Annotated in this window: 21 protein-coding genes and 4 pseudogenes; 14 read left to right on the forward strand and 11 right to left on the reverse strand. The window is 69.0% G+C overall.

What is annotated here, in order from left to right; genetic code table 11:
• Positions 1 to 162, forward strand: a 162-nt coding sequence (locus tag HTV45_RS31810; RefSeq protein WP_215209385.1) for a transposase, incomplete at its 5' end; no start/stop codon positions are given.
• Between the two features lie 100 nt (positions 163 to 262).
• Here the strand turns inward: HTV45_RS31810 and HTV45_RS35115 are convergent.
• A complete protein-coding gene (locus tag HTV45_RS35115) occupies positions 263 to 766 on the reverse strand; it encodes a helix-turn-helix domain-containing protein (protein WP_308309806.1) in 504 nt (167 codons plus the stop codon).
• Here HTV45_RS35115 and HTV45_RS31820 point away from each other — a divergent pair.
• Complete coding sequence (locus tag HTV45_RS31820; RefSeq protein ID WP_215209370.1) at positions 709 to 1,185, forward strand: ATP-binding protein; 477 nt, start codon at positions 709 to 711, stop codon at positions 1,183 to 1,185. The genes HTV45_RS35115 and HTV45_RS31820 overlap by 58 nt on opposite strands.
• Positions 1,186 to 1,226: 41 nt before the next feature.
• On the opposite strand, the pseudogene HTV45_RS31825 reads toward HTV45_RS31820, so the two are convergent.
• The 3 genes and pseudogenes from HTV45_RS31825 to HTV45_RS31835 all read right to left on the reverse strand — a co-directional run.
• A pseudogene (locus HTV45_RS31825) lies at positions 1,227 to 2,013 on the reverse strand (IS5 family transposase); the annotation flags it as partial.
• 68 nt (positions 2,014 to 2,081) lie between these two features.
• On the reverse strand, positions 2,082 to 2,390 hold the full coding sequence (locus HTV45_RS31830) for a hypothetical protein (protein ID WP_251693260.1): 309 nt from the start codon (positions 2,388 to 2,390) through the stop codon (positions 2,082 to 2,084).
• Positions 2,391 to 2,518: 128 nt separating this feature from the next.
• Positions 2,519 to 3,088 carry a hypothetical protein gene (locus HTV45_RS31835; RefSeq protein ID WP_215209371.1) on the reverse strand — a complete coding sequence of 190 codons (570 nt, stop codon included), beginning with the start codon at positions 3,086 to 3,088 and terminating at the stop codon, positions 2,519 to 2,521.
• A 986-nt stretch (positions 3,089 to 4,074) separates the two neighbouring features.
• Here HTV45_RS31835 and HTV45_RS31840 point away from each other — a divergent pair.
• Positions 4,075 to 5,118, forward strand: coding sequence for an SGNH/GDSL hydrolase family protein (locus tag HTV45_RS31840; protein WP_215209372.1), 1,044 nt, complete (start codon positions 4,075 to 4,077; stop codon positions 5,116 to 5,118).
• 1,816 nt (positions 5,119 to 6,934) lie between these two features.
• Here the strand turns inward: HTV45_RS31840 and HTV45_RS31845 are convergent.
• Complete coding sequence (locus HTV45_RS31845) at positions 6,935 to 7,237, reverse strand: hypothetical protein (protein WP_215209373.1); 303 nt, start codon at positions 7,235 to 7,237, stop codon at positions 6,935 to 6,937.
• Positions 7,238 to 7,498: 261 nt separating this feature from the next.
• Here HTV45_RS31845 and HTV45_RS31850 point away from each other — a divergent pair, with 261 nt between their 5' ends.
• On the forward strand, positions 7,499 to 7,864 hold the full coding sequence (locus HTV45_RS31850; protein ID WP_215209374.1) for a DUF4440 domain-containing protein: 366 nt from the start codon (positions 7,499 to 7,501) through the stop codon (positions 7,862 to 7,864).
• A 60-nt stretch (positions 7,865 to 7,924) separates the two neighbouring features.
• Here the strand turns inward: HTV45_RS31850 and istB are convergent.
• The 3 genes and pseudogenes from istB to HTV45_RS31865 form a co-directional block, all read right to left on the reverse strand.
• Positions 7,925 to 8,723 (reverse strand): annotated as a pseudogene (gene istB / locus HTV45_RS31855) (IS21-like element helper ATPase IstB).
• Positions 8,720 to 9,526 carry a hypothetical protein gene (locus tag HTV45_RS31860; protein WP_251693261.1) on the reverse strand — a complete coding sequence of 269 codons (807 nt, stop codon included), beginning with the start codon at positions 9,524 to 9,526 and terminating at the stop codon, positions 8,720 to 8,722. The pseudogene istB and the gene HTV45_RS31860 overlap by 4 nt, the downstream one beginning before the upstream one ends.
• A 491-nt stretch (positions 9,527 to 10,017) precedes the next feature.
• A complete protein-coding gene (locus HTV45_RS31865) occupies positions 10,018 to 12,429 on the reverse strand; it encodes a preprotein translocase subunit SecA (RefSeq protein WP_308309804.1) in 2,412 nt (803 codons plus the stop codon).
• 285 nt (positions 12,430 to 12,714) lie between these two features.
• Between HTV45_RS31865 and HTV45_RS31870 the strand changes: the two genes are divergently transcribed.
• The 4 genes from HTV45_RS31870 (at position 12,715) to HTV45_RS31885 (ending at position 17,130) form a co-directional block, all read left to right on the forward strand.
• Positions 12,715 to 14,013 (forward strand): AAA family ATPase, encoded by a 1,299-nt coding sequence (locus tag HTV45_RS31870; RefSeq protein WP_215209375.1) that lies wholly within the window; start codon positions 12,715 to 12,717, stop codon positions 14,011 to 14,013.
• A 533-nt stretch (positions 14,014 to 14,546) separates the two neighbouring features.
• Positions 14,547 to 15,284: a Mu transposase C-terminal domain-containing protein gene (locus HTV45_RS31875; RefSeq protein ID WP_215209376.1), complete on the forward strand. Its 738-nt coding sequence runs from the start codon at positions 14,547 to 14,549 to the stop codon at positions 15,282 to 15,284.
• Positions 15,284 to 16,027, forward strand: coding sequence for an ATP-binding protein (locus HTV45_RS31880; RefSeq protein ID WP_215209377.1), 744 nt, complete (start codon positions 15,284 to 15,286; stop codon positions 16,025 to 16,027). The genes HTV45_RS31875 and HTV45_RS31880 overlap by 1 nt, the downstream gene beginning before the upstream one ends.
• Positions 16,024 to 17,130, forward strand: a complete 1,107-nt coding sequence (locus HTV45_RS31885; RefSeq protein ID WP_251693268.1) for a hypothetical protein — start codon at positions 16,024 to 16,026, stop codon at positions 17,128 to 17,130. The genes HTV45_RS31880 and HTV45_RS31885 overlap by 4 nt, the downstream gene beginning before the upstream one ends.
• A 20-nt stretch (positions 17,131 to 17,150) precedes the next feature.
• Here HTV45_RS31885 and HTV45_RS31890 read toward each other — a convergent pair whose 3' ends face one another.
• On the reverse strand, positions 17,151 to 17,636 hold the full coding sequence (locus HTV45_RS31890) for an XRE family transcriptional regulator (RefSeq protein ID WP_308309805.1): 486 nt from the start codon (positions 17,634 to 17,636) through the stop codon (positions 17,151 to 17,153).
• 339 nt (positions 17,637 to 17,975) lie between these two features.
• Between HTV45_RS31890 and HTV45_RS31895 the strand changes: the two are divergent.
• The 6 genes and pseudogenes from HTV45_RS31895 (at position 17,976) to HTV45_RS31920 (ending at position 25,543) form a co-directional block, all read left to right on the forward strand.
• Positions 17,976 to 20,202: pseudogene (locus HTV45_RS31895) on the forward strand (helix-turn-helix domain-containing protein).
• A 6-nt stretch (positions 20,203 to 20,208) separates the two neighbouring features.
• The gene (locus HTV45_RS31900; RefSeq protein WP_215209379.1) at positions 20,209 to 20,766 is read left to right on the forward strand and encodes an XRE family transcriptional regulator; all 558 of its coding nucleotides are present in this window, start codon (positions 20,209 to 20,211) and stop codon (positions 20,764 to 20,766) included.
• 446 nt (positions 20,767 to 21,212) lie between these two features.
• Complete coding sequence (locus HTV45_RS31905) at positions 21,213 to 23,438, forward strand: hypothetical protein (RefSeq protein ID WP_215209380.1); 2,226 nt, start codon at positions 21,213 to 21,215, stop codon at positions 23,436 to 23,438.
• The gene (locus HTV45_RS31910) at positions 23,435 to 23,860 is read left to right on the forward strand and encodes a hypothetical protein (RefSeq protein ID WP_215209381.1); all 426 of its coding nucleotides are present in this window, start codon (positions 23,435 to 23,437) and stop codon (positions 23,858 to 23,860) included. Before HTV45_RS31905 ends, HTV45_RS31910 begins: the two co-directional genes overlap by 4 nt.
• 243 nt (positions 23,861 to 24,103) lie before the next feature.
• Positions 24,104 to 24,988 carry a PIN domain-containing protein gene (locus HTV45_RS31915; RefSeq protein WP_215209382.1) on the forward strand — a complete coding sequence of 295 codons (885 nt, stop codon included), beginning with the start codon at positions 24,104 to 24,106 and terminating at the stop codon, positions 24,986 to 24,988.
• Between the two features lie 39 nt (positions 24,989 to 25,027).
• Complete coding sequence (locus HTV45_RS31920; protein ID WP_215209383.1) at positions 25,028 to 25,543, forward strand: hypothetical protein; 516 nt, start codon at positions 25,028 to 25,030, stop codon at positions 25,541 to 25,543.
• Here the strand turns inward: HTV45_RS31920 and HTV45_RS31925 are convergent.
• Together HTV45_RS31925 and HTV45_RS31930 are read right to left on the reverse strand one after the other, a co-directional pair.
• Positions 25,486 to 25,617, reverse strand: a pseudogene (locus HTV45_RS31925) (IS5/IS1182 family transposase); the annotation flags it as partial. The gene HTV45_RS31920 and the pseudogene HTV45_RS31925 overlap by 58 nt on opposite strands.
• 49 nt (positions 25,618 to 25,666) lie before the next feature.
• Positions 25,667 to 26,547 (reverse strand): IS5 family transposase gene (locus HTV45_RS31930; RefSeq protein ID WP_215209384.1). Its coding sequence is split into 2 segments (ribosomal slippage): positions 25,667 to 26,187 and positions 26,187 to 26,547, totalling 882 coding nucleotides; the frame shifts between segments, so codons are not numbered across the junction.
• Positions 26,548 to 26,603 lie beyond the last annotated feature (56 nt).

The raw sequence follows: 26,603 nt of genomic DNA on the forward strand, positions 1-26,603 counted from the left end.
GCCGGCTTCGACCGCGACCGCTACCGACGCCGCAACGAAGTCGAGCGGACCATCAACCGGCTCAAGAACTCCCGCGCGGTCGCGACTCGTTACGACAAGCGGGCCTACGTCTTCCACGGCACCGTCACCGCCGCAGCAATCCGGCTCTGGCTCCGCCAGTGATCCGCCGGACAGACCCTAAGCCGGTCACGACGTGATGGAGACGCTCTGTAGTCGTGTGTGTCTGGGGTCTTCGCAGTGCGGCAGGTGGCGGGTGGCGGCTTCAGTGTTGGTTGTCGTGTGCGGTGAAGAGTTCGAGTAGTTCCCGGACGGTTACGTGTGCTTCTGCTGGGTGGCGGAGGGTGCCGTCCTGGTTGAGGATGTAGCGCGTGCGGCGTCCGTCGCGCTCGCGGTGCAGGTAGCCGGCCTGTTCGAGGTCGGTGACGATGCTCAGCGTGGTGCGTTCGGTGATGCGGCAGGCTGCGGCGATGTCGCGCAGGCGGCTGGCAGGGTCGTGAGTGATGACCAGCAGTACGCGGGCGTGGGTGGTGAGGAAGCTCCACTTCCCGGCCTGCTCGTCCTCGATCCGCTCCGTCCCTTCGGCTCTGCCCAGGTGGGAATACCCGCAGAGAATTTCCAGAAACAGAACTCGTCGGTGTGAGGGTGATGTGCAGTTTGCGGGGTAGCTGGGTGGGGCACTGCTCGGCGCTTCGGAAGTGAGGCGGGTCCATGGATGCTGCTGCCCAAAACGGGGGTCAGGAGCCGCTTGTCGATCGTGCGATCGCAGTCTCCGCGGCGTTCGAGGGCAGCGCGGAGATCGCCGAGGCCCGTGACATGGCCCGTGACTTCCTCGCGTCTGTGCAGGTTGAGCAAGGGTATCCGGTGTCGGCGCGGGTGATGGGCATGGTGCAGCTGGTGGTGAGCGAGCTGGTCACGAACGCCCGTAAATACGCGCCCGGCCCGTGCCTGCTGGATTTGGAGATCAGCGAGGGTGCCGTGCAGATCAGCGTCTGGGACAGCGAGATCACGCTGCCGTCGGTGCTCGCAGCCGACGCGGAACGGGTCGGCCAGCACGGGCTGGAGATCGTGATGGCGGTGTCCCAGAGCTTCTGCGTCCACCGGGAACCGGTGGGCAAGCGGATCACCGCTTCCGTCGTACTCGCCGACGACCCCGGTGGGGACGCCGCCGGCCATCAGGCCCTTTGAGATAGGGCTGCGAGGTCCAAGGGTGGGGTGTTCTTGCCGGGGCGCGTCAGGCGGCGTGTCATGAGGGTGATGGCGGCCCTGGTGATTGGGGTCTCGGAGTGCTGGATGAGCCGTTCGTAGTCGCGTGCATGCCGGCGGGCGTCCATCATCCAGGCAAGGGACCGTTCGACGGCCCAGCGCCGGGGCAGCAGGATGAACCCGGAGGAGTCCTTCGGCCGGGCGACGGTCTTGATTGTCAGGTTCAGGTGCTTCTTGGCCCGGGTCGCGAGCTTGCCCGCGTAAGCGCGGTCGGCCCAGACGATGGTGATCTCCGGGTGCATCAGACGCAGGCGGAACAGGACTTCCTTCGCCGCCTGGGAGTCGTGCAGGTCGGCCGGGGTGACTATGACCATCAGGGGCAGACCACGGGTGTCGACCACGAGATGGCGCTTGCGGCCGGCCCGGGTCGTAACCGCGGGAGTCCTTCCCGACGGTCGATGCCGCTTTGACTGACTGGGAGTCGATGATCGTGGCCACCGCCCGGGGGCCCTTGCCCATCTCCCGGCGGATCCGCCTGGCCAGAGCGTCCCGGATCTGTCCGAGGACACCGGTCGCAGCCCAGCGGGCCATGAACCCCCAGACGGTGCGCCAGGGCGGGAAGTCCGCAGGTATGGCCCTCCATGTGCAGCCGGTGTCGACGACATAGCGGATCGCGTCGACGATCTCCCGGCAGGGATGTTTCTCCGGCCTGCCGCCCCACGCGGTTTTACAGGCCGGCGGCGGCAGCAACGGCTCGATCAATGTCCACTCGACATCGGTGGTGTCCGAGGGATAGCGGCGATGACACACGACGAAATGGCCTTCGTCGACGTGGGTGGGGCCGCCCGGTCGGCGCTCGGGCGGCCCACCGAAGAGTCTCAGGAGCTGGCGATCAGGTCGAGGGTGGATTCGATGGAGTTGAGCTGGGCGACGATGTGGCGTACCCACTTGTCGTTCGGGTGGGCGGCGGCATGCGGTCCGACGGTGCCGGTGGTGAAGCGGCGGAACTCGGTCAGCTTCTCCCTGACCACCGCCCTCTCGTATGCCTCCAGCGCGGCCCGGTCGGCGCCGAGCTGATAGCCGATGGCCCGGGTCCGGATCAGCGGCGGCCAGCCCTTCTCCGCGGCCAGATCCGGAAACGGCCGCGCACAAGCCGCGCACAAGCCGCGCAGAATCCGCGACGGCATCGGGCCGGTTGGGTGCCCCGAGGGTGCCTTGGCGGCCGGTTGTGCCCGGCCTGAGCCGAGTGAGCCGTAGACCGAGTGCACCCGACAGCACCGGAGGCGCCGGGCCTGGGCCGCCCCCGGGTTGCCGGTCAGGCGCGCAGGATCTTCCAGAGGGTGACGTCGGCTGCGCGGTTGAAGTAGGGGTTGGTGTCGACCTCGAAGCGGGCACCGCTGACGGTGCCGTTGCCGTTGGTCTCCAGGAAGCCGCCGCGGCCGTGGTAGGTGTTCCACAGCAGGACGGTGTCGTTGAAGCGGACCAGGCCGTCCTGAGGGCTGGTGGTCTGGTCGAAGATCTGCCAGCGGCTGCTGTTCTCGTCGCGGTCCTTGCCCCAGGCGGTGGTGACGTCGTAGAGGCTGCCGGCGTTCTTCTGCGCGGCGTTGGCCTGGCCGTTGACGTCGAGGTAGCCGCCGTTGCCGCCGTAGAGGTTGCGCAGGTAGATGATGTCGCCGCTGCGGACGGGGGAACCGGTGGCGGCGCAGGAGGCGGAGACGACCTCCCAGGTGCCGGTGCCCTCGCCGCGGTTGGGGGTGGCGGCGGTGTACACGTTGTACTTGGCGCCGCCGGCGGTGGCGTTGCCGTTGGAGTCCAGGTAGCCGCCGTCGCCCTGGTAGAGGTTCTGCAGGTGGATGCGGTCGCCGTAGTGGAGTTCGTTGGCCATATGGGTGGATCCCTCCCGAACGAGGCGGCCAGGTCGCGAGGTGCGGCCGGAGGGGGCGGCGCTGTTGCCGGGCGAAGCAAAGCGTGATCGCCTGAATGCGTAAAGTGACTGCATGGCCATCTCGGACAATCCTGACCAGTCCGTTTGTTCAACGTTCGGCCGGGGCAGCGTCCGGGTCGTCGCCTGTCCACTACGCCGCACACACGCTGCGGGCCCACGGCACGCCCGCCCTTACCGCTGAATGCGGACCGACCGAATGACCGAAAGTGCCGCTCGAGGCCGCCACGGCACGCGGCTTCGGGGGTGAGCCGGGCAGGTAGCCCGTTGACGGACACAGCAGACGGCCAGACCATGCCGTCGGTGTGGAGCAATGGACGGCTGGCTTGCCATGAGAACGGGCTCTGGCGCAACTTCTGTGAAGTCCAGCCGATTCCCCGTGTCAGAGGTCGTGAGCCCTGAGAACTGACAGGTCAACGGCTTGCTCCGGGGCGGGGCCTGCCCGGCCGACATGGCTTCACAGAAGTTGAGCCAGAACCGGTTCTCGAGAACAAAGCCACTGTGCTTTCGAACGGCCGCTCGGCCCCCAGGGCCGCGGTAGCGCGTGCCCCAGGGCTCTGAGCCGGTCGGGCGGGCTGGAAAGGGCCCTGTCCGCGCTCCAGGCAGCGAGCTGCCGGACGGTAGCCTGCGCTGCGCTCTGAGCCATCGCGGACATCAGGCCGCCACCGGCGGGCTGCCGCGGTTCGCAGGGGAGGTCGGGGGCGGGTGGCCACCGGCGCATTCGCCGCAGAGGCCAGAGCCTCAGTGCAATACGGGCGGGTGGTTTACCCGACACACGCGTCAGGCGACCGTATGCCCTCCTCTATTTTCAGAGCGCAGTCATGCGACTACGTAGAGTCAAAGGAGGCTAGGGGTGTGTGCAACATCTACACGCCGACTGGCGGCCTTCACCTCGACAACTCCCGCTGCTGGCTAGCCCTGGAGGATCCATGCCACACCCCGTCTCCCGCCCGCGCACGCGAGCCCTGGCCGTCGGGCTCACGCTGGCGGTGTCCGCGCTCGTGCCCTCGCTCCCCGCCGGTGCGGCCGATCAGTACGAGTGGGCCGCGCTGGGCGACTCGTACACCGCCGGCGGCTTCGTCGGCGATCCGCAGCCCGCCCTGGGCGATACGTCGCGGGACGGCTGCGACCGCACCAGCGACGCCTACCCCGGCGTTGTCCAACGGGAGCTCGAGGACTTCCCGCCGGGCAAGTACGTCCAGCTCACCAACGTCAGCTGCGGCAACGCCACCATCGCCGACATCGCCGACACCAAGCAGACGCCGATCAGCCCGGTCCAGCCCCCCGCCGGAGGCTGGACCGCGGTGGACCCGCAGATCCGGCGAGCGGGCCTCAACGACGAGACCGACGTCGTCACCATCGGCGTCGGCGGCAACAGCCTGCCCTTTGGCGGCACACTCCTCAAGTGCCTCGAACTGGGCGCGACACCCGGCAAGTCCTGCCGCGAGTACTACACCAGTCCGCCCGAGGGGGAGGAGAGCATCCAGGACAAGCTCGCCCGGGTCCAGGACGAGTACATCCAGATGCTGGCCAACGTGCACGAGGCCGCGCCCAACGCCAAGGTGATCACGGTCGGCTACCCGGCCGTCCTGCCGGAGGACGCCAGCGACTGCAACCGCCTCGCCCTCACCGAGCTCGGCTCGATCAAGCACGCCGACATCGACTGGCTCCGCGACGACGTCCTCAAGCAGCTGAACAACACGATCCAACGGGTCACCTCCTTCTTCGGCGACCGCTACGTCGACGTCTACTCCTCCAGCGTGGGCCACGACGCCTGCCAGCCCGCGGACACCAAGTGGGTCGAGGGCATCTGCGGCGACGCCGCCGACTACTGGCCCGCCAAGCTCCCCGGCACGCTGCTGAACTGCGGTCCCATCGGCAAGCGCGCCACCCTGGTCCACCCCAACGCCGCAGGACACGAAAACACCGCCGCCCGCGTCGAGCGGGCCATTCGCATCGCCCTCCTGAACTGACGTCCCCGGCGCCAGTGCCCCGGCATCCGCGCGAAGAACGCGGTCCGGGGCCCCCGGCCGGCGAGCGCACAAGGCATTACTCGCCGAGCCCACCTACAGGGCCAGGCGAGCGGCGCCAGGACGACGTCCGGACCGCTCTCGGGGTGTTTGTCATCGTGGCCGCCGACTTTGGCCTGCTCTTGTCCGCCGGGGTTTTCAACCCGCCGTTCACCACGTATCGCATGGCGGCCACACGGGTCGGTGGGCGCGAAGACGTGCCAGGCCGCGTTCGTGATCGCCGGTGGTCTCATCGCTGCCGCGGCGGGGGTACGCGGTGCCCTGCTCGTCGCCGGCCTGCTGTGCATGGCGAGTGCGCTGCTTCTGCCGTGGCGCGAGGCACGCTTTTCCACCGGGCATGTTCCAGCGCCCACGACGGACGCGGTTCCGTCCCCAGCTACGGATAGTGCATCCGGGTAGCGGCTTCGTGGGTTGCAGTGACGCGACTTCGTGGGGAGCGGGGAAGTTGATCGCGGTCCGGGGCCGGTGAAGGCCAAGGTAGCAAGTTGTCGGAGGGGGTGGTCTTTTCTTGGGTACCGCCCCTCGGTCCTGTCAGCCGTGGGGCGGTACCCAGGGGGCTGATCGGCGTCGGCGACAGATGAGCCGGTGAGCCCCGCACGTTCAAAATTGATCAACAGTGCGTCCCTATGCCAGCAGGCCAGGGCCGAATGGGTCCAGTAGCGCCGTTTGCCCACCGGCAGGGGCTTTGCTCGGTGCTCGGTGCAGTGGTGGGCGGGGTGGTCAGCCGTGTGAGTGCGTCCAGCCGGTGGTCGGGGTCGGTGACGGGGTGCCAGATGGATGCGGTGGGGGGCGTGGTGGAGGAGGTCGGTCATGGGGCGGCGAGGACGGGGACGTAGCGGGAACGCAGCGAGATCGTGCCCGCGGCGGGCAACCTGTCCGGGCGAGGCGGCTGGACCTCAGTGACATCTGCGGAGGACAGTGCGAACTGCTGGACGAGATCGTGTCCGCGGCGGGCAGCGTGGAGGGCCGGGGCGGGCGTGGATGCCGGTGGTGCCGCTGCTGTTCGTGGAGGAGACAGCAGCCGTGGGGATGGTCCCTGATGTTCCGCGTTGGTGGGCGCGCGTTGCGCAGCCGGTGGCTATGTCGGGGGGTGGCTGCGCATTTGCTGCGCGTTCGGTTGCGCGCTGGGCTGTCCTGTGTGGTGAGGATCCCGGTCGGGGTCCTGGTATCCGTGGTGGGGTCTGTGTGACGCCTGGCCACGACCCCGACCATGGCCTTGATCGTGACGAGGGGGATGCCGGATGCGTATCCACCCGAGTCTGCGGCCGAAGGTCAGGGTCATGGCTGTGGTCGGAGTAGTGCGTCAGTGCGCAGTGGGCGGGTGGTTGCGCAATCCGGCGCCTGGGTGTGCGTGGTGTGCTGGCCTGTGTGGTCGGGCTCATGGGCGGCCCATGGGGCGGGGCTGCTTTTACGGTGGGCGGTGGTGGTGTGTGACTTCCCCAGGTCTTGTCCGCCACCGCCCCGCCGTGTTCCCGCCGGCACCCGGGCGTCTGCCACTTCGTCCAGCCGTCCGTCCTGCTACCCCACCTCGAGCTCCGCGTGCCTGAGAAGCGGCGGCATGGTGCCCCACCGCCCACCGGGCTTCCCCTGCCAGGCGCTCGATGGCTGCGCAATTGCTGCGCGTTCGGTTGCGCGATGGCCTGTGCATGGCGTTCGCCTGCTGTGGTGGGGTCCGTCCGTGGTCGGGTCGTGGTGGCTGCGGCCGGGGTCTGTGCAGTGCCTGGTCGGATACCGGCCATGGTCCTGACCGTGGTGGTGGTTAGGGGTGTCGGGTGTGCATCCAGTCGACTTGCTGGTCGGGGTTCTGGACGGGCCGCCAGATGGGTGCGGTAGGGCCGTGCAGAAGCAGGTCGGTCATGGGGGTGGCGAGGACGGGAACCTCGCGCAGGAATGCGGCGAGGTCGTGTGCCCGAGTGGCAGCGCGCAAAGCGCTGATGCGGGCGTGGATGCCTGCAGGCCCGGTGCCGTCGAGGATGAACAGGAGGCGGGGGAAGAGCGGATAACGCTGGCGCCAGGTCTCCTGGATCGGTTCGGGGAAGGGTTGTTGCCGCTGCCGAGCCACGGGTGCGGGCGATGTGGAGGCGGGCGTAGTGGCCGAGTTTGGCGGCGAGGCGTTCGGGTCCCATGGTGGCCCGGTCGACTTCGATGAACGCCCGCAGTGGCTTCGTCGATGTGTAGTGACAGCACTTGTGCACGGGTTCCGACGGCAGTTGGTGATCAGCCCATCCAGGATTGTTGACGAGAAGGGACGGCACTGCTGGCCGCTGACCGTCCCGTCAACTATTCGTTTGGGCGGGATGGGGTCCGTCCGTAGGGTTCATGCATGGCAGACGAGGGTGAACGGGCCGTTCAGGCGGCCATCGCGGCGGAGATGCAGCTTCTCGACCCTGACGTGCGTGCTTCCCCGGTCCTGGTCTCCGAGCTTCTGGACCCGGAGTTCACGGAGTTCGGAGCGTCTGGCAGGCGTTGGGATGCGACGTCGATTCTCACCGTGACGAGTGCCGGTTCAGTGGACCCGGATTCTCCGGTCGAGGTCAGCGAGATGTCCGGTGTCGTACTCGCTCCGGGCATCGTTCACCTGACGTACTTCGCCGACAACAGGGGGCGCCGAGCATGGCGGAGCTCCTTGTGGCGTCTGACGGAAACGGGCTGGCGTATGTACTTTCACCAGGCAACTTCGACGAGCTGACCGAAGGATGGTCCGCCGCCCGTGAGGGCGGCGGACCATCGAGGGAGGTAGCGGCAGAGCTCAGCCGGCCTTGGCGGGCTCCTCGGCTCGGGCTCGGGTGCTGGCGAGGCGGTAGGAGTCGGTGCCGGTCTCGATGATGGTGCCGTTGAAGGTGAGCCGGTCGACGATGGCCGCGCAGAGGCGTGGGTCGGTGAACGTTTTGGTCCAGCCGCCGAAGGACTCGTTGGAGGCGATGGCGACGCTGTTCTTCTCCTCGCGTTCGGTCAGGACCTGGAAGAGGAGTTCGGCGCCGTGGCGGTCGAGTTCCATGTAGCCGAGCTCGTCGATGCACAAAAGATCGACGCGGCCGTAGCGGGCGATGGTCTTGTTCAACTGCTTCTCGTCGGCGGCCTCGACCAGCTCGTTCACGAGCTTCGTGGCCAGTGTGTAGCGGACGCGGTAGCCCTTCATCGCGGCCTCGGTGCCCAGGGCGATGAGCATGTGGGACTTGCCGGTGCCGGAGTCGGCCGATGAGGCAGAGCGGCTGGCTCTTCTTGATCCATTCGCAGCTGGCGAGGGTGTGGATGGTGGCCGCGTCGATGTTCGGATTCGCGTCGAAGTCGAACGCCCGTAGTGACTTCTCCCGTGGGAAGCCTGCTGCCTTGATCCGCCGTTCCGATCGTCGGCGGGCCCGGTCGTCGCATTCGGCCATCAGTAGTTCGGCGAGAAAGCCGCGGTAGCTCATCTGGTCCTTCATCGCGCGGTCGGCGATGTCGGGGAACTCGTTGCGGATCGAGGGCAGCCGCAGCAGGCGGCAGGCACTGTCGATCGCGGCGTCGGCGGCCTGCTCGGTCAAGCCTCGCTGGCGGGGCAGGGTCACTGGGCTTCTCCCTCATGGTGGTCGCTGCCGCTGGTGCGGCGGCGTCGGAGCAACTGGTCATAGGGGGTCACCGAGGGCAGTGGCCTGGTGTCCGGCGGAAGGTGCGCGAGCCGCCATTCGTGCAGGGACGTCACCGTGGCCGACGGCTGGCCGGAGACCAGCACGCCGGAGGCAGCTTCGGGCTCGGTCTCGGCCTCGGCGGCTTTGCGGGCCTCGAGTGCGACCGCATCAGCGGTCATGGCTCCGGCCCGCAAGGCGGCGGCCAGGCCGGCGACGACATGCTCGTGAGGCAGGTGACGTCCCAGTAGCAGGACCTCGATCAGGGCACGAGTGCCGTCCCGTTCGCCATGCGTCTTCATCGCCTGGGCCCACCAGGCGTCGTGGACCGGGGTGAACCTGCCCGCCGAGCGGGCCTGTTCGAGCGCGGTGGCACCGGGAAAGGCACCCGGTTTGCGGACCAGAGCTTCCAGATAGTGGTCCAGGTCCAGACGACAGCCGCCCTTGGCAATCAGCCTCTCGTGGCGGGCTACTTCCACGTTCTGGTCGTAAACCACCAGGTGAGAAGCACGCAGCACCACCCGCACCCGCTTGCCGATCAGTCGGATCGGGACTGAGTAGCGGTTGGTTCGGACTGGGATCTGGCCATAGCGGTCGACGCGGGGCGTGAACAGCCGGCCCGTCTCGAACGGCTCCTGCGGCAGCGGCATCAGCAGCGGTTGTTCGAGCGCGAAGCACTCGGCGACGGTCTTGGCCCTTGAGCCGATGCGGCGGGCGTCGTCCTGCCGGTCCCACTGCTCGACCATCTCATTCAGCTCGGCGAGCGAGGCGACCTCGGGGACGGGAACGAAGTGGTTCCGGCGGAAGAAGCCGATCTGGCCTTCGACTCCGCCCTTCTCGTGGGCGCCTGTGAGTGGGCGTGTTGGTGGCAGGGGTTGTGCGTCAGCGGTGTTCGGTTGTTGATTGCCTGGTCATGTGCTGTGGGCGTGTGCTGGTCTGCTGTCATGAGGTGACCAAATGGCTGCCGTTGAGCGGCTGGGGCGGGGCGGGTTGGCTGTCGTGGGGGTGGCTGTTCCTATCGAGGGTTTCTCGTAGGCCGGTGTTTTCGGCGTACCGAGACGGAGATCATTCCAGGCGCTCGGGGACGAAGCCGAGGGCTGCAGAAGGCGCACAAGCCTGTCCTGCGGATCCGGCTGCTCACCGACGCGGGCGGCTCCGCGCAGTGCGTCGAGATGTGGCGTAGGCCCATGATCGTCGGCGCTGGTGTCGCCGGAGGAGCTTCTGGCGAGGGTCGTTCCTACCGCTTCCGTTTGTGCCGTGCTGCGTTTCTCGTGCCGCCTTGCGGTCGCTTGGCGTTCGGGTGGATTGAGCGATGGAGCTCTGAGGGCGGCCGCAGGGTCGACAAGCTGGCCGTCAGCGCAGCATCAAGCGGCCCCGTGTGCCCGTCGTAACAGATGTCGAGGAGCTTGCGGGTCGGTTGGTCGTAGAGGAAGACGACGCCTCTGGGTAGATCGAGCTGATGCATTTTGGCGCGGAGATAATTGCGGAGCCTCCCGTCGGTCTCGTTGGGGTCGGCTCCAGCCGGGCGGGTGGCCCACACGAACAGCCAGCCCTCTGCTGGGTCGACGCTGGCCGTGAGCGGCACGGTCAGGCTACGGCCCTTGGGGCTCGGACTGTTGAGGAGTTCGTCGCCGTGGCGGGCGAATTTGTGCTGCACGTCGGTTGCCCCAGATAGCAGCGTGGCGCCGATGCTCAGCCATCCAGTGACATTGCGGGACTGCAACTCGTCGACCAGTGGCGCGAGCGGCGATGGCACCATCGCCGGCTTGGGCGCCAGTGCTGAGCGCGCGCCGTCGCGGCCTTGGGTGTGGAACCACTGGTCCAGAGCATCGGTTCGGCTGGTCAGGAACGCAGGCTTTCTTGTTCGGTAGCGGCGCAGTTCGGCTGTGGCCGGCTCGGGTAGGAAGGGGAACGCCGCGCGCACCTGCACCGGGTCGGGTTCCACCCAAAGGCCTGCCTCGAAGAAGTATAGGAACAGATCCATTTCGTCAGGCGCGTGGAACATCACGGTGACGTCGGGGTTGCGGCGCCGACGCAGGTACAGCAGGAACTCGGCCGGACGTGCCACCAGTTCGGTGATCAGCTCGAGATCGTGCAGAGATACCGTCCATGGAATGTTGCCCTCGGCCAGCAGACCGGCCCGCACCAGCTCGGCGGTGGCAGTCAGGACCGTTGATATGTCATCGAGACTGACGGCGATGGTGTGGATCTCACGGATTTGGCTGAGGTCGATCCATCCCTCGTTCTTGGTGCGGAGGCCGCCGTCCCGCTCGATGGCGTCGCGCATGCGCCCGGCCTGTTCGGCTGCTTTGGTGATGATGCCGGTCAGGTCGGTACGGATCCGTGCCGTCTTGCCCCCGCGGGATAGGGCGCTCAAAGCGACGGCCTTGTCCTCCACGATGATGGCGACATCGTCGAGGACGATGAGGTGGTCGCCCTCGGCCCGTTTGGTGTACTTCGACGGGTCGGCGGCCTCAGCTTCATCGTCGCTCGCGGGTAGGTAGTACTCCACTCCGTCCCGGAATCGAGCGCCGGGAAGGACACGCTCCAGCGCGGCGTGTGTGCGGGATTCGAGAAGGTCTCCGCGATGCTTGGCGTACTGGCTCCACACCGGAGCTGTCTTCTTCAGGTGTTCCTCGAGGTTCTCCCGCACAGCGAACACGTTCAACGCCGGGTGCGGCAGCATCAGACGCCCGTCTGCGCCCACGATAAGTGGCCGCGTTCGCAGCGGGTTCCTTCCGCTGGTGAACGCCTCGACGACATCTATCGGACTGTCCGTCCCCAGGTCCAAGCGGAATCGCTCGACAACGGCCCGGACACACTCTTCCGGCAGGCTCGTATGCGCAACGATGTCGTCGATCGTGACAGTGGCCTGCTCGGCAGGTGGCTCGAACATCGACGTGACGCTGAGCATGGCCTGTTCCGTCAGTTGCCTGTCCGCCCGGCCTTCGTCCTCCGCCGCCATCGCGTCCAGGACCGCATTGCCCATCGCCTCAATGCGGTCGTTCAGCCTGTCCTGCTGCAGGTCGTGGCAGGCGTTGAGGACGGCTATTGCATCCGCGGCGTCGAAGCCCAGTTGCGCCTGCAAGGCTGCGCGGACGCTCTCAACGCCGTCAAGGAGCGCCAGATTGGTTTCCTCTACCATTTCCGGATATGACGGATTGCGCATCCATACTTCGGCGCCCCGAATGAACAAAGACACCATGGCGAGCTTGTCGGTCGGGTCAGCACGTGCGAATGAACGCAGCTGAGCAAGGTAGAGGACCTTGCTCAGCTCTTCCTTCGCGCTGGAGACGAAGTGGCTCATCTCCTGAAATCCGGCTTCGGGCCCGGCCGTCGTCCCTGCCTCCTGCCGGGCGGTCAGAGCAATCAGCGCCAGCAGTTCGACGTAGACCGCGCCCGCTTCCGCAGTGACAGGTATCTCGCCCTCGCGGGCCATCGGCAGGAATCGCTGACGAGCCACCTCGATAAGCCGCATCGCGTCGAAACGCTGCACCTCCACGACGAACTCCTCGATCGCCGCGGCGAAGGCCGCGTCAGCCTCAGATACAGGGTCGTCGCCAGTGAAGGAGGACATGAGCGTGGTCATGGTGGTCAAGGAATCCGCTATGACCTGCGCGTGCGGATCGAGCACCAGCGTCTCCGGCACGGAACGGCGATGTCTCTTGTTGCGCGCTTCGCGTCGCTTCGTGCGGGAGCCCATGGGGCACTTCACCACAAAATACGGGCGGCCAGCAAAGGATTTGGCGTTGCACAGCAGCCACTTTCGGCAGCTGTCTGCGGTCAGCCGGGTCGGCGGTCGCGGGTGGAGACCGGCTGCTGTCATGGGGTGACCAGGTGGCTGTCACGGTGCGGCTAGCAGATCGCGGTCCGGCTGTGTTGGGTTTGCCGGTCTTCGTGTGAAGGGGGTGGCCGGGGCGGTGGGGTTGGCCTTGTGACGGGTTCGGAAACCCCGGTGGGGGAGACGGTGCCGGGTCCGGCTGTTTTGGCGGTGGCCGGGCGGGTGGAGCGGGCTGTGGTGGTGCGGCGGCTGCTGGCGGTGGATCGGGGTGAGGGCGGTCTGTCGGCGTTGCACGTGCGGATCGCGGCCGGTTTGGCGGGGGTGTCGGAGCGGACGGTGTGGCGGTGGCTGCAGCATGGGCGCGAGGGGCGGATGGAGGCGCGGCGGCGGCAGGGCGGGTTCACGGTGGGCGATCCGTTGTGGGAGGTGCTCACGCAGTTAGGCGGGAACGTCGCCGAGCTGCGCCGCAGGATGCTCCGGGCGCAGGACGAGGGCGTGCTTCAGCGGTGGGGTGTCGAGGTGGTGCCGTCGTTGGCGACGCTGCACCGTGCGATCAAGGACGAGCTGAGGGCGGGCCGGGTGCTTCAGGTCGCGCGTGCGGCGTCGGGCCTGGTGGAGCCGAGCCGGTACGACCGGGCGCTGGCCGAACTCGGCTTCGCAGAGGGTGCGAACGGTCCGCCGGTCGTGGACGGCCCGGATGCCGAGCCGTCCGGGACGGGCGGTGAACAGCGGCCCGGCGCGGTGAAGAACGCTTCGCGTACCCGGGTGTCGGGCGGGGTGCGCCTGTACGCGCCGGGGGCGCGGCTGGTGTCGACGCGGCAGGTGGCCGGGGACACGGGGCTGGGGAAGACGGTCGCGGTCGAGCAGGCTCTGCATCTGCTGCCCGGCCGGGTGCCGGTGTGGCGGGCGGTGGTGGGGGTCGGGCCCGGGCTGCCGCAGGTGCGGGCCGCGTTGTGCGAGGCGCTGGGGCTGCCGTCGGGGTCGCTGACGCGCCGTGCCGGGCCGGCCGACCAGGCGCTGGTGGAGGCGCTGGCCGAGCCGGGTGTGCTATTTCTCGATGACGCGCAGCGTCTGTCGCCGCCGGTGCTGGACTATCTGCGGCAGCTGTGGGACTCGCCGGGCTGTGCGGCTGCCCTGGTGTTGTGTGGGGCGGGCTGTGAGCGGGCGCTGGCCCGGGCAGCGGCGATGCGTTCCCGGGTTCTGACCTGGCATCAGGTCAGCCGTCTCGACGCGGAGGATGTGCCGCAGACGCTGGGTCTGTTCCACCCGGTGTGGGAGGACGCTGATCCGGTCGACCTGGTACGGGCGGATGAGCAGACCGCCCGCGGCAACTTCCGTACCTGGGCGAAGATCACCTCGCATGTCTGCGCAGCCCGGGGCCGCGACCCCGGTGCGGGTGTGGATCGGGGCGCGATCGACCAGGCCTGCGCCCGGCTCGGCCCGTACTCATGACTGCCCCTCTCACGCGCCCGGGACGCACCGGTTCCGATGGCAGAGAGCCTCATCCCGTTCGGCGAGGAGGAGAGACGGCGCGATGACGGACAACGGACCGCAGGACACCAACGGCGGCCACGGCGTTGACGCGGGAGGTCAGTGGCCGCCGCCGGGGGATCCGGCCGGCGTGCTCGGAAAGCAGTCGCTGATTGCGCTGCGGGCGCCTGCGGTGCGCCGCCTGCTGGCGCTGCGGGCCCGGGGCGGTCTTTCGCGGCAGCACGTGCGGCTGGCGGGGGAGTGCCTGGGGGCATCGGAGCGCACGGTGTGGCGATGGCTGGCCGAGGCATCCCAGAGCCCGGCGGCGGCTGCGCACCCCGGAGCCCGCCACACGAGCAGGTTCGAGATCACCGCGGAGATCCGGGTGCTGCTGGCGTACTGGCACGGCAACGCCTCCGCAGTCCACCGCCAGCTCATGGAGCGCGCCGCGGCCGAGGCCGGGGGCGTACGCGCGCAGCCGTCCGGCACTGCTGGGCCCGTCCCGCCGGACCTCGGTGTCCGCCCTGTCGTTCCAGGACTTCACCACGGAGGTCCTGGCGTGGACGAACTGGTGGAACACCGCGCACCGCCCGAAAGTCCTGTCGGGCCGTACGCCGCTGGAGGCGTGGCAGGCCGATCCGACCCCTGTCACCGACATCCCCGCCGCCGACCTGTGGGCCTTCACCCTCGAGGACGACGGCCGGCCCCGGAAACTGACCAGCCACGGCGTGAGCTGGCGCGGCCGCACCTACACCGCCGCGTGGATGACCGGCCAGGCCGGCCGCCAGGTCCGCGTGCGCTACATGCCGCACCACGACCACGAGATCGAGGTCTGCGACGCCCGTGGCCGTCACCTCGGCCCGGCGCACCTCGCGGACGCGGCCACCCCCGAGCAACTGCAGGCGCTGCGCGAGGCACGCGCGGAGCGCGCCCGGCGCCTGCGCGCCGACGCGAAGGCCGCCGAACGCCTGCGCCGCCAGCGATTCGCCCCCACCACCCGTGCGGAGCCCGCCCAGCGGCTGGGAGCCGTCACGGCCGCCCAGGCCGAGCGTGAACTCGCCGCCGCCGACTACACCGATGTCGCACGGCTGGCACTGCCCGACCTGATCCCGCCCGCCCCGCCTCCGGCGCACTGGCGCACCCCGCCCGCCCTGGCGGCCGGCACAGCGCCGCCCCCGCCCGCCCCCGATCCAGCCGACCCGTCGGCGGACGTTGCGCCGGAGCCCGGCTCCCGACCCGCAGGAGACGCCTGATGACCGAGGACGCCTACCAGTACGTAGACCTGCCCGACGCGGCCGTCGTCACCACCCGGGCCCTGCTCACCGCGCGGGAGAACATCACCGACACCGTCGCCGCCCGCGCCATGATGTGCATCCACGGCGGCGCCGGCCACGGCAAGACCCTCGCGGTCAACACCTGCCTGCGCGAACTCGAACCGGGCGAGGACGTCCGACGGATCACCTTCCGCGCCCGCCCCACCGCCCGGGCCGTGCGCTACGAGCTGTTCACCGCCCTCGACCTGCCCGGCGAACCGCCCCGCCACCCCAGCGAGTTCGACCGCCTGCTGAAAACCGCGCTGGCCGAACACCCCCGCACCTTCCTCGTCGACGAGGCCCAGTGGCTCAACGGAGAGGCGTTCGAGTACTTCCGCTACCTGTGGGACGAACCCTCAACCCAGCTCGCGATCATCTTCGTCGGCGGCGAGGGCTGCCACACCGTGCTGCGCCGCGAACCGATGCTCTCCTCCCGCATCTTCATCTGGCAGCACTTCACCCGCCTCACCCCCGACGAAGTCCAGCAGGTCATCCCCCTGTTCCATCCGGTGTGGGCCGACGCCGACCCCGACGACATCGCTTTCGCCGACAGCCACGCCGCCCATGGAAATTTTCGCGCCTGGGCCCAGCTGACCGCCCACACCCGTACCGGGCTAGCCCGCACCGGCCGGCCCCGGGCCGACCGGGAACTGCTGCGCTGGGCCTTCAGCCGCCTCGCATGACCGCCACGCCACCGCCCGTCACCGTGGTCACCGACCGTCATGACGACGCGCTCCACACGCACACCGCCCTGGCCGCCCACCACGTGCCGTCCGGCCGGATCACCCTCCACCCGGGCCCGGGCACCACCAGCGAGACCGGCCTCGCCCACGACCTTCTCGCCGCCCTGGGCAAACCGCCCCTGCTCCCGGGCGGCTTTCCCGCCGGCCGTCAGCCCGCCTGGGAAGCCGCCACCGCCTGGATCACGGCCCTACCCGTCACCCGGCTGACCGTCCTGCGCGCCCACCGCCTCACCGCCCGCCGCACGATGCGCCTCCTGCAACTGCGCACCCTCACCGGCATCCACCTGACCCTGGTCTGCCACCGCCCCCACCTGCCCGCCGCCCTGCACCAGGCCCTGCAGACGGCCGACTACTGCGTCACCGACGACTTCCAGGCCGCCCGCCGCCACTACTACGGCACACCGGCCGCCGTATCCCCGCTTGCTGACGCGCCCGCCCGGCCGGCCAACCGGTGGCTCACCCTGCCCGTGCTGGACCGCCTCGTCTCCTACGACAGCCCCGCCCCGTGTACCGCCCCGTGCACGCCGCCGCCGATCGTCTTCCGGCACCGCCCGCCACCCGCACCCCTCACCGGGCAGACAGCCCGGGAAGCTGCCCGGCGCCTGGCCGCCGTGACCGCTCATCCCCGCCTGGCCGCCGCTCTCGCCGCCGCGCTCTTCACCGGCGTCTCCTTCCAGCAGCTCGCCACCGCCCGCCCTGGCGACTACGACGACGCCGCGGCCACCCTGGCCCTGCACGACCGCACCCGCTACACCGACGGCTGCGCCACCCACCGCGTGCCGCCGTGGGCGCGCGTCTTCCTGAAGGCGGCCGTCTGCTTCGCCCGGCTCGCAACCGCCCAGGACCAGCACCTGCTGGCCGGCCCCCACGACCGCCCCCACCTGTTGCGTGTGGCGGAGGCAGCGAGGCTTTGCCCGCCGCAGCCGCCCGCCAGCCAGCGCACCGGCCCTGCCGACCGTATCCAGTGGGACTGGCGCGAACGTAAGGAAGCACGGTGCTACGACGCGATGCTGACACGGCACCAGTCCCCGTCCTCGCGCTGAGTCCGAACCCGCGTGCACGGTCAGTCGATGGAAAAATCGGCGAACTCCACGTCGGTGAAGGCGATCCCGAGACCGTGGGCGCGCAGGCCTCCGTCCCGGAAGTAGGCATGCCCCAAAGCGCGGGCGAGGATCACCATCTGCTGCTGCTCACCCCCGCCGGCGTCCCGGGCAGCGAACAGCTCGCGGGCCACTTCTCCCGACAGGTACTGAGTGATCAGCCGTACCCGCGGATCGTCCGACGAGCCTGCCGGAGCGGCGAAACCGAACCGCGCCCTGGTGTGGAAGACAAACCCGTCGGCCTCGGCCCGGGCCCGTCGGCGGGCGCGCACCAGGGGCTGCCACCGTGCCCTGACGGCCTCATCGATCAGCCCTGCATGCACAGCACTGGGACGGCGGCGCATTCCCGGCCGGGTGGTGACCCACCTCTGTACCGTGCGCTGGGAGATCCCCAGGAGGACAGCCACGTTCTTCGTGGAGCCCTTCTCCGCCCTGAGCAGGAAACGCACAGCGGCATCCCTCGTAGGCACGGGACGGGTCAGCAACGCCCGCTCGAGCCCTTTGACGATCTCACCCATGCCCGCCCCCGAGCGTTCTGCCCCCGCGATGGCTGGTGCACGGCGGCCGTCTGCTCCCCAGATCTCTCACACCAAGCCGCTCTCCCCGGCCAGTTCAGGCATAGCCAAGACACCACCGAAGGCCCTCGGCTAAAGAGCCAGCAGCAACCCAAGCCCGAGAATGCAGTTCCCGAAGCAACCGAGAACTCTCAACCGCCATTTACGCCATCCGTACGTGTTTGGTACGCGAAAGGTGCGCTTCACGCTAGGGTCTGGGGCAGGAGGTTCTGTATGTCCGAGCTGTTCGACGCGGTTGACGCGCTGGTCTCGTCCCGCTCCCCGTTGCCGCCCCCGGCGGAACGCAAACGGCTGCGCCAGGCGCACGGTCTGACGCTGGACGAGGTGGCCGCCGCACTGCAGGTGCGGCGCGCGACGGTCAGCGGCTGGGAGGCCGGCAAGACCGAGCCGAGGCCGCCGGAGCGCGATGCCTACGCCCGCATGCTCAAGCAGCTCGCCCAGCTCTACCCCGCCAACGCCCCGGTGCCCTCTCAGGACACGGCGGTCCCCAAGACGCCTGCCGTCCCGGCCGTTCCTGCGCCATCGGTCGCTGAACCGGCCAAAGCCCGCACCAAACTAACCGCAGACCGGATCCCGGAGCCTGTTTCCGAGGACACCGCGTTGCGCCCCGCCGCTGTGCCGCATCCGGTGGCCACGACCAGGCCGACGTCGCGGCGGCCGCCCGCGCGTAACGCCGCCCCCGTCGGCAGCCCAGCCGGTGGTGTCGATGCACGGTTCGAGAACGGGCCGCTCGCGGTCGTCGACGTCGACGCAGATGGTCAGGGTGCTGGCCTACTGCATCGGCGGCTTGGTCCTGGACGTACCGGCGAAGTCGATTGCGGCCTTGGCGGAGTGGACGCTGAGCGAGGGGCGGCTCGGTCAGCCGAAGTTGTCCGGGCCGGGCAAGGACGGCGATCCGCTGCTTGTACTCACGGAGGCTGCGCTGGAGCATTACGGTCTGCCGGTCACGCTCACACAAGAGGAGCGCCTGGCCGGGCGGATCCCGGAGGGCCACAAGGTCATCAAGCAACTGGCCCGCGCGGAATGGAAGCTGACGAAGCGCGGGTTCGGGCCGTGGGCGAGGATCTACCGCCCCGCGCAGGGTTCGGAGCGGGCGTGCGTGCAGTTGTGCATTCCGTCGTGGGACGCGCTCGACTCCCGGCACTGGGCCAACACGGGGCAGCTGCCACCGGCGGACCTGGCCCGGCTGCTGGGCACATATGCGTCCCGGGTGATGACGCCGCGCGGCTCCACTGCCGTCACAGGCCTGGAGCTGATGACCGCCCTGCACCCGCCGACCCGCGCCTCCGAACCCGATGAGACGGGGAAGCGTCACTCCGAGCACAACCCCGGCTCGCTGGGCAAGGACCTGGTGGACTGCGCACCGTGCGAGGCCCCCGACGGCCACCCGCTGCTCGCAGACCTGCCGCGTTTCCACCACCGCACTCCGGCAGAGGTGCTGGTGGAGGAGGCGTACGACTGGGCGCGCCCGCTCACTGACGCCGAATGCCTTCGCCCACACCTGGTGGGCATCGACGTGAACATGGCCTTCGCCGCCGGCGCGAACGGCCTCACGGTCGGCCTGGGCGCGCCGACGCACGTCAAGACCCCCGTCTTCGACGCGAAACTGCCCGGCGCGTGGCTGGTCGATCTGTCCCATATCGACCTGTCGAGGGTGAAGGTCGCCAAGGACACGTGGGTGGACCTGGACGGCTCGCTACTGCCCAGCCCGTTCACACCGAAGGGTGAAAGGCCCGAGGGCCCGGCGTGGTACGCCACGCCCACCGTCGCGTACGCGGTCGAGCTCGGCTACGACGTCACGCCGGTCGAGGCGTACGTCCGCCATGACAACGGCCGCTACCTGGACGGCTGGTACAACCGGCTGCGCGACGCGTACCTCGCCACGATGGCCGATCTTGGGGTGGGCGCCGACCTGTCGCCGGAGGAGTTCCTGAAGGCGATGGACGGCTACCGGCAGCGTGACCCTCAGCTGGCGATCGTGGTGTCCGCGATCAAGGCGACCGTGAAGGGCGGCATCGGCAAGCTGCGCGAGCGCCCGCGCGGGGAGGGCTGGAAGCCCGGGCAGCCGTGGCGGGCCCTTGCTCGGCCCACCTGGCGCCCGGACATCCGCGCCGCCGTCATCTCCCGCACACGGATCAACATGCACCGAAAGATCGTCAAGCACGCCGCCTTCACCGGGCAGTACCCGGTCGCGGTCCTCTCGGACTGCGCCGTCTACGCCTCCGACGGGCCGTCACCGCTGGACTTCCTGCCCTACCGGGACGGCAAGCCGCTGCCGGGCGGCTTCAAGCTCGGCGTGAACCCCGGGCTGGTGAAGCACGAGGGCACCCAGAGCGTGCTGTGGGGCGAGGGGGTGCGCGAGCAGTTCAACGCTCCGGAGCTCAACCTCGCCCGGTACATCAAGGACGGCACCGTTACCGCTCAGGACACCGGGGAGTAGACGGCGATGAGCATGTTCGGAGACGGCCTGGACGCCGCGGTGCAGAAGGCGTTCACCCGCCCGGTGCCCAAGAGCGCGCCCGCGCAGATGCGGTACCTGGTCAGGCAGCTCAAGGGCACCAAGGCGGTCGCCCAGATGCTGCGGATCTCGCAGCGCACGGTCGAGCGGTACGTGAAGGACCAGATCAAGAAGCCCCGCCCGGACCTCGCAGCCCGCCTGGAGCGGGAGGTGAAGAAGCGGTGGCAGCCGCAGATCCGCGCCCAGGCGCGGCAGAAGGCGGCGACCACCGGCGGCATCGTCATCGACACCCGCGCCCGGATCGGCTACACCGCGCCGATCGGGACGACGGACGAAGACCGGCTGCGGCACCTGACGGTCGCGCTGCCTCCCCAGTACGCCGCCCGCCTCTTCGACGCCCAGGAGCAGGGCGCCACCGACCAGCAGCTCCAGCAGATCGCCGCCGAAGCCCTCAAGGAGGTGTACTTCCAGGACAGCGGCCGCCGCGCAGGCCAGCTGGAGGAGGTCCGCCTCACCGGCATTGAACACCTCGAGTTCGACCTGTAGAGAACGGCCGTGACGAGGCGAGCCCCGGGCCTTCGGCCTGTAGCTTGCTCACGCAGCGGCGACTTGCTGCAGTAGTTACGGCGCCTTCACAAAGCGGCGTCACCGAAAGAGGGCGGCGTTGTCGGTGGGCCCCGGTACTCTGGACGACAGCATTCGGCTCCATGCCGTGAGTCTTCCTGAACCCCCAGTGGCCCATCCGGGTCGGGGGCGCCCGCAATGACCGTCTGGTCACGCGATCCCCGGATCGCGACACGATCTTCGGATCGTGACGACCACCGCGTCGCGGCAGAGGGCCGACGAGCGGACGGGTTCAGCGCTCATATCGCGTATGCGTGCGGCAGCTGAGACTGATGACCCCCGAGAAAGTGCGGGTGTCCGGGCGCCTTCGTGCTCTGCCCGGACCAGCCGGCCCAGGCAGCCGCGTACCCCCATCTCGGGAGGCAGCCATGAATCCTGACATCATCGAGGACTACGAGTCCGACGAGGACCACCCCCAGAGCAATCCATTCCCGGGCGCCGACAAGGTCACGTGGACGCGCACCTTCTCCGTCGCGCTGCACGAGACCACCGGGCTCCCTCTGGAAATCACCGACGGTCTCGCCCCCTACATCGTCCACCCCAAGGACTACCTCCTCAGGCAGCGCGGCGAAGACGGTGCCGAGTACCGGATCAAGCCCGGAGTGATCAACCGCGACCCGAGCACCGGCCTCGACATCATGGAGGTCACCGTCCATGGGTTCGCCGGCACTCCCGGCGAGTACAACGAGCGCATCCGCCGCTTCTTCCACTCTCCCGCGCGCCACAACTCTGACCCGGCCCGCATGCTTCCGCGTCTGGTCACCGGCCGACACGAGGGCGCGCTGCCAGCGGCATTCCTGACGACCGCGGCCCCGGTGGACAGCCAGACGCTGAGCGGGCTGATCGGCACCATGACCGATGCCCTCGACCAGGCTGATGGGGACCGCGGTTACAAGCTAATCGACGACATGCAGGTCTACGGGCAGAACGAGACCACCCTGCACGCCCTGCTGCTGCGTCAGGTCCGGGAACCGGTCAAGGAACTGGACGGTGGCATCACTGCCCAGGTGCGCCGGGTTCTCGACGCGACCGCCGTCAAGGGCGCGAACCGGAGCCGGGCCCGCCTCGCGCTTCACGGCCTGGTGCCGAAGGACATCATCTTCGGCATCGATCGCGGTCTCCTCGGACTCGACGGTGTCGACGGCGTTCCCGCGAAGGTGGCCGACCCCGCGGTGTGGGTGCCGGCGTTCGCGGAGAGGCTGCGCGTCGCCTTCGACGACGAGCGGCACTCCCTCCATGGCCAGGCGAAGCAGGCCGCCATGGTCGCCACGGTCAGGATGCAGATCATCGTGGGGACCTCCGCCCCGGAGGACTTCCACAACGTCGTCTTCGACCCGAATCGGGCCGACCACCGGCGCCCGCCCCTGGGCTACACCCTGGTCGAGAAGGCGGCCTCCGACCTGCGTGCCGTTCTGCGGGATGCGAAGCAGCGCGGATGGATCGGCGAGGAGGAGCGTGCCTGGCTCGCCGGGGAGGGCCCCGATCCCGAGCACCGTCCCGGCGAAGGCATCGTCACTGCCCGCGACCGGCGCGACCGCGCCCTGTACGCCGTCGTCTTCCCCAAGGACCCCGCCCGGGCCAGGGCCCTGCGCCGGGTGCTGGGCGAGCCGGCCCGCTACGCCACGAGCAAGGACCACGTCTGGCACCGCCTGCGCATGGTCTCCTCGGTGATCGGTGAGGGATACAGCTTCCGCTGGAATCCTCGTGTCCTGGACGGCCTGCTGAGCAGCACCTTCATCAAGTTCCGGGGGCACCTCGCCGAGGAACCCGCGTGGGACAAGGTGATCGGCGCCGTCAGTACCGCCGATCAGCCGCTCGACCTCGACGCGCTTGACCGCTTCCTGACGACCCGCGGCATTCACTGGCTCGCCGAGTGCAAGATCATCGAGGCGGACCGTGGGTCGATCGGCGCACAGAGCGGCAGCGGGGAGCTCGAGGACGGCGAAACCGTCGCCGACAAGAAGATCCGCCGGAGCACGATCAACGCCCGCAAGGCCATGCTTAGCCAGCCCCGCCGGACGATCGGGCTGATGAACGAGCTCGCCAGGGCAACGGCCAAGAACACGACACCCCGGCAGGTGGACCCCGAAGGCCTTCCCATCGAAGACACCAAGGCGGACAAGTCCTGGTTCGACACGGTCTTCCCGAAGGCCCAGACCAAGCGCCCGCCGACGTTCACGCTCCGGGGCAGCAGCACCGATGGGACGACCCCGCAGCCTCCAGACCCCACCCCCCTGGAGATCTTCAACGACACCCGTGGCCGCTTCTACGACGCCGTCACCGGCGATCTGCCCACGGCCCTGGTCGAGGTGCTCAAAACAGCGCGTTCCCTTCTGTCCGACGCTCAGGAGGCCGGTCAGCGGCCTCTGCACGGAGCCGTGGAGCAGGAAATCGCCGCTCTTCTCCGCGCTCTGTCCGTGGTGCACTCCGACGTGGGCATGCTGAAGTCGGCCATCATCGACATGCAGTACGGCAACCCGACCATCGAGGAGTCCGCGTCGGAGAAGTTCCTCACGGAGGCCAGCGACTCCGACGAGGACGACGACCTGGCGGAGTTCGAGGAAGAGTTCACGGAGGAGGGTGACGCCCTGTGAGTGGCGCCTTGCCGACCGGCCCGGTCCTGACCGACGGCCGCCTGGGCGCACTGCCCCGAGCAGCCGGCCGGTACCTCGACGAGGTTCTCTTCCGGCCCGTGCGTTGGGCCGAGCGGTGGCGGTACGAGGAACTGGACATCACCACCGCGATCTACCTGATCTCAGACACGGAGCACCGTCTCCGCTGGCTGGGGCAGGCCAACCGTGCGGACGGCCTGCTCGGACGGCTGGACAGGCACGACAACAACCCGGCGAAACGCAGGGCCTTCGCCCGGATCCGCGTCCTGCGGCTCACCGATCACACGCCGCCGGAGGCCGTGGACGCGATCGAGGGCCGGTGCGCCGACGTCCTGCGGATCCGGGATGTGATGCGGCCGCGGAGGTGGCCGCCTGCCAACGACTGGTTCGCACTCACCTCCTGACGCGTGTGCGGTAAGACGCCCCCAGTGATGCTGTGGGGCGTCTTACCTGGTGCTCGGTGCACACCGAACTCCCGGCCGTGGGCGTGATGCAGACGCAGCCGGGAGTTCGGGGCGTCCCGACCGTGTGCATTGGCGAGCCCCGTGGTAGCCCGCGACACAGCGGTGGGCTCGTGGGGGGAAGTAGTAAAGAGGTCCCGGGCGGAACGGGAATGGGTTGTCAGAGGTGTGCGGCATCATCGGCAGATGGCCGCCACACAAGCCCCGCCGACGTACCTGGAACGCCTTCGGTCAGATCTGGACCTGATCGAAGCGGATTTCCTGGAGGTCCTTGCGGACTCGCAGATCCGGAACGTCGACCCGAACCGCCCATCCAGAGGCATCTTGTATGCCGGTGCCGCGAAGTGGGGCTGGGTACCCAGCGGCCCCGAGCTCGAGACGCGAAGGATGGAACTGCTGGGGCGCGTACGGGAATGGGAACCGTTGTTCCGGCTGCTGTTCCCGCATCCGACGCCGGAGGTCACCAAGCGCCTCGACGGGACTCTTGCCCTCCTGCAGCGCTGGCTTGTACGCCCCCGGGACACCACCGTGCCGGCCAGCATTGACAAGGCCGTCGACAAGGTCAAGGCGGCCGTGGCCACGCTCCGGAAGCTGGGCGAGCTCCTGCCGGATGACGCCTGGGCGGTGCGTGTAGCGGTCGACACGAACATGCTCCTCGATGACCCCGACGTGGCGATCTACACGCCGCTGCTCGGGAATCGGTACATGGTCCACCTGCTGCCCGTTGTTCTACGGGAGCTGGATGAGCACAAGCTCGCCGGTCGCAACCCCGACATCCGCGATGCGGCGAAGAAGGCCGACCGCCGCTTGAAAGGGCTGCGAACCAACGGCGACGTCCTGCGCGGCGTACGAGTGGCTGGCGATGTGCACGCCATCTTCGAGCACATCGAACCCAAGGGCGACGGGTTGCCGAACTGGCTCGACCTCGATGTGCCCGACGACCGCTTTGTGGCCTCCACCCTGCTGCTGCAGTCCCGACACCCTGGCTCTGCCGTCTATGTGGCCACCAGGGACATCAATCTGCAGACAAAACTCGCCGCCGTCGGACTGCCCTTCATCGAAAAGCCATGAGCATCAGCAAGCCCGTCGTACCGAGCAAGGGAGCACCCTGTGTCCGCCGACTTCTCCGCCCTGCACGAACCGCTCGTGGAATGGGTCTACGACCGCACGAGAGCTGATCCACTGGGCGGGGTGCCGATCACCGAGTTCGGGCAGTCGCACAGCCTCACCGAGAACCAGACGTACCAACTCCTGCAGTTCTGCAAGGGCCAACGGCTCCTGGACGACCGTCACACGACCCACGACGGCCCCGAAGCCAACCTGACCCCGCGCGGCCTTGAGTGGATGGAGGAGCGCAGGCGCCGGCGCGCCGACCCGGCCGCGCGGGCCGCCGCCGCACGCAAGGGCCTGCTGGTCTGGCTGTGGCACCGCAAACACGACGACATCCTGCTGCCTGCTGTCGCGGACGTGCTGCACGACCCGCTGTCCCTCTTCGAGGGCGAACGCCTCACCGACAGGGACATCGACCGGGCCTCCGCCTATCTCAGCGCTAGGGTCTGTCCGGCGGATCACTGGCGGAGCCAGAGCCGGATTGCTGCGGCGGTGACGGTGCCGTGGAAGACGTAGGCCCGCTTGTCGTAACGAGTCGCGACCGCGCGGGAGTTCTTGAGCCGGTTGATGGTCCGCTCGACTTCGTTGCGGCGTCGGTAGCGGTCGCGGTCGAAGCCGGCNTAGGGTCTGTCCGGCGGATCACTGGCGGAGCCAGAGCCGGATTGCTGCGGCGGTGACGGTGCCGTGGAAGACGTAGGCCCGCTTGTCGTAACGAGTCGCGACCGCGCGGGAGTTCTTGAGCCGGTTGATGGTCCGCTCGACTTCGTTGCGGCGTCGGTAGCGGTCGCGGTCGAAGCCGGCGGGCCTGCCGCCTTCTCTGCCTCTGCGTCGGCGGTTGGCCCGCTGGTCCTTCGGTTCCGGGATCGTGTGCCGGATGCGGCGTCTTCGCAGGTAGCGGCGGTTGCGGCGTGAGCTGTATGCCTTGTCGCCGCTGACGTGGTCGGGCCGAGTTCTGGGCCGTCCGCCCAGTGGGCGAGGGACCCGGATCCGGTCCAGGACCTCGATCATCTGCGGGGCATCGCCCCATTGGCCCGGCGTGAGCAGGAGGGTCAGTGGGCGGCAGCCGCCTTCGCCAGCGAGGTGGATCTTGCAGGTCAGGCCGCCCCGGGACCGTCCGAGTCCCTCGTCGGGGCGGTGGTGCCGGGGCGTCGTCCTTTTTTCGGGACCCGCGGCCGGGCCTTGCGGGCGCCGGCCGCGTGCTGATGGGCCCGGCAGGACGTCGAGTCGACGCCGACCATCGACCAGTCGATCCGCCCGGCGAGGTCGGCGTCGGCCTGGACCGACTGCAGGATCCGGTCCCAGGTGCCGTCCGCCGACCAGCGGCGATGCCGCTCGTAGATGGTCTTCCACGAGCCATAGCGTTCCGGCAGATCACGCCACGGAACACCGGTCCGGACCCGGAACAGGATCCCGTTGACCACGGTGCGGTGGTCGTTCCACCGGCCGCCCCGGCCACCCAAAGGTGGCAGATGCGGCTCAAGCAACGACCACTCGCGATTCGTCAGATCCCCCCGGCCCATGACCCAACCAACGAGCGACCGGTCGGAAAGTCACATGATCCGCCGGACAGTGCCTA

Source organism: Streptomyces sp. CHD11 (genome assembly GCF_018638295.1).
Taxonomy (GTDB): domain Bacteria; phylum Actinomycetota; class Actinomycetes; order Streptomycetales; family Streptomycetaceae; genus Streptomyces.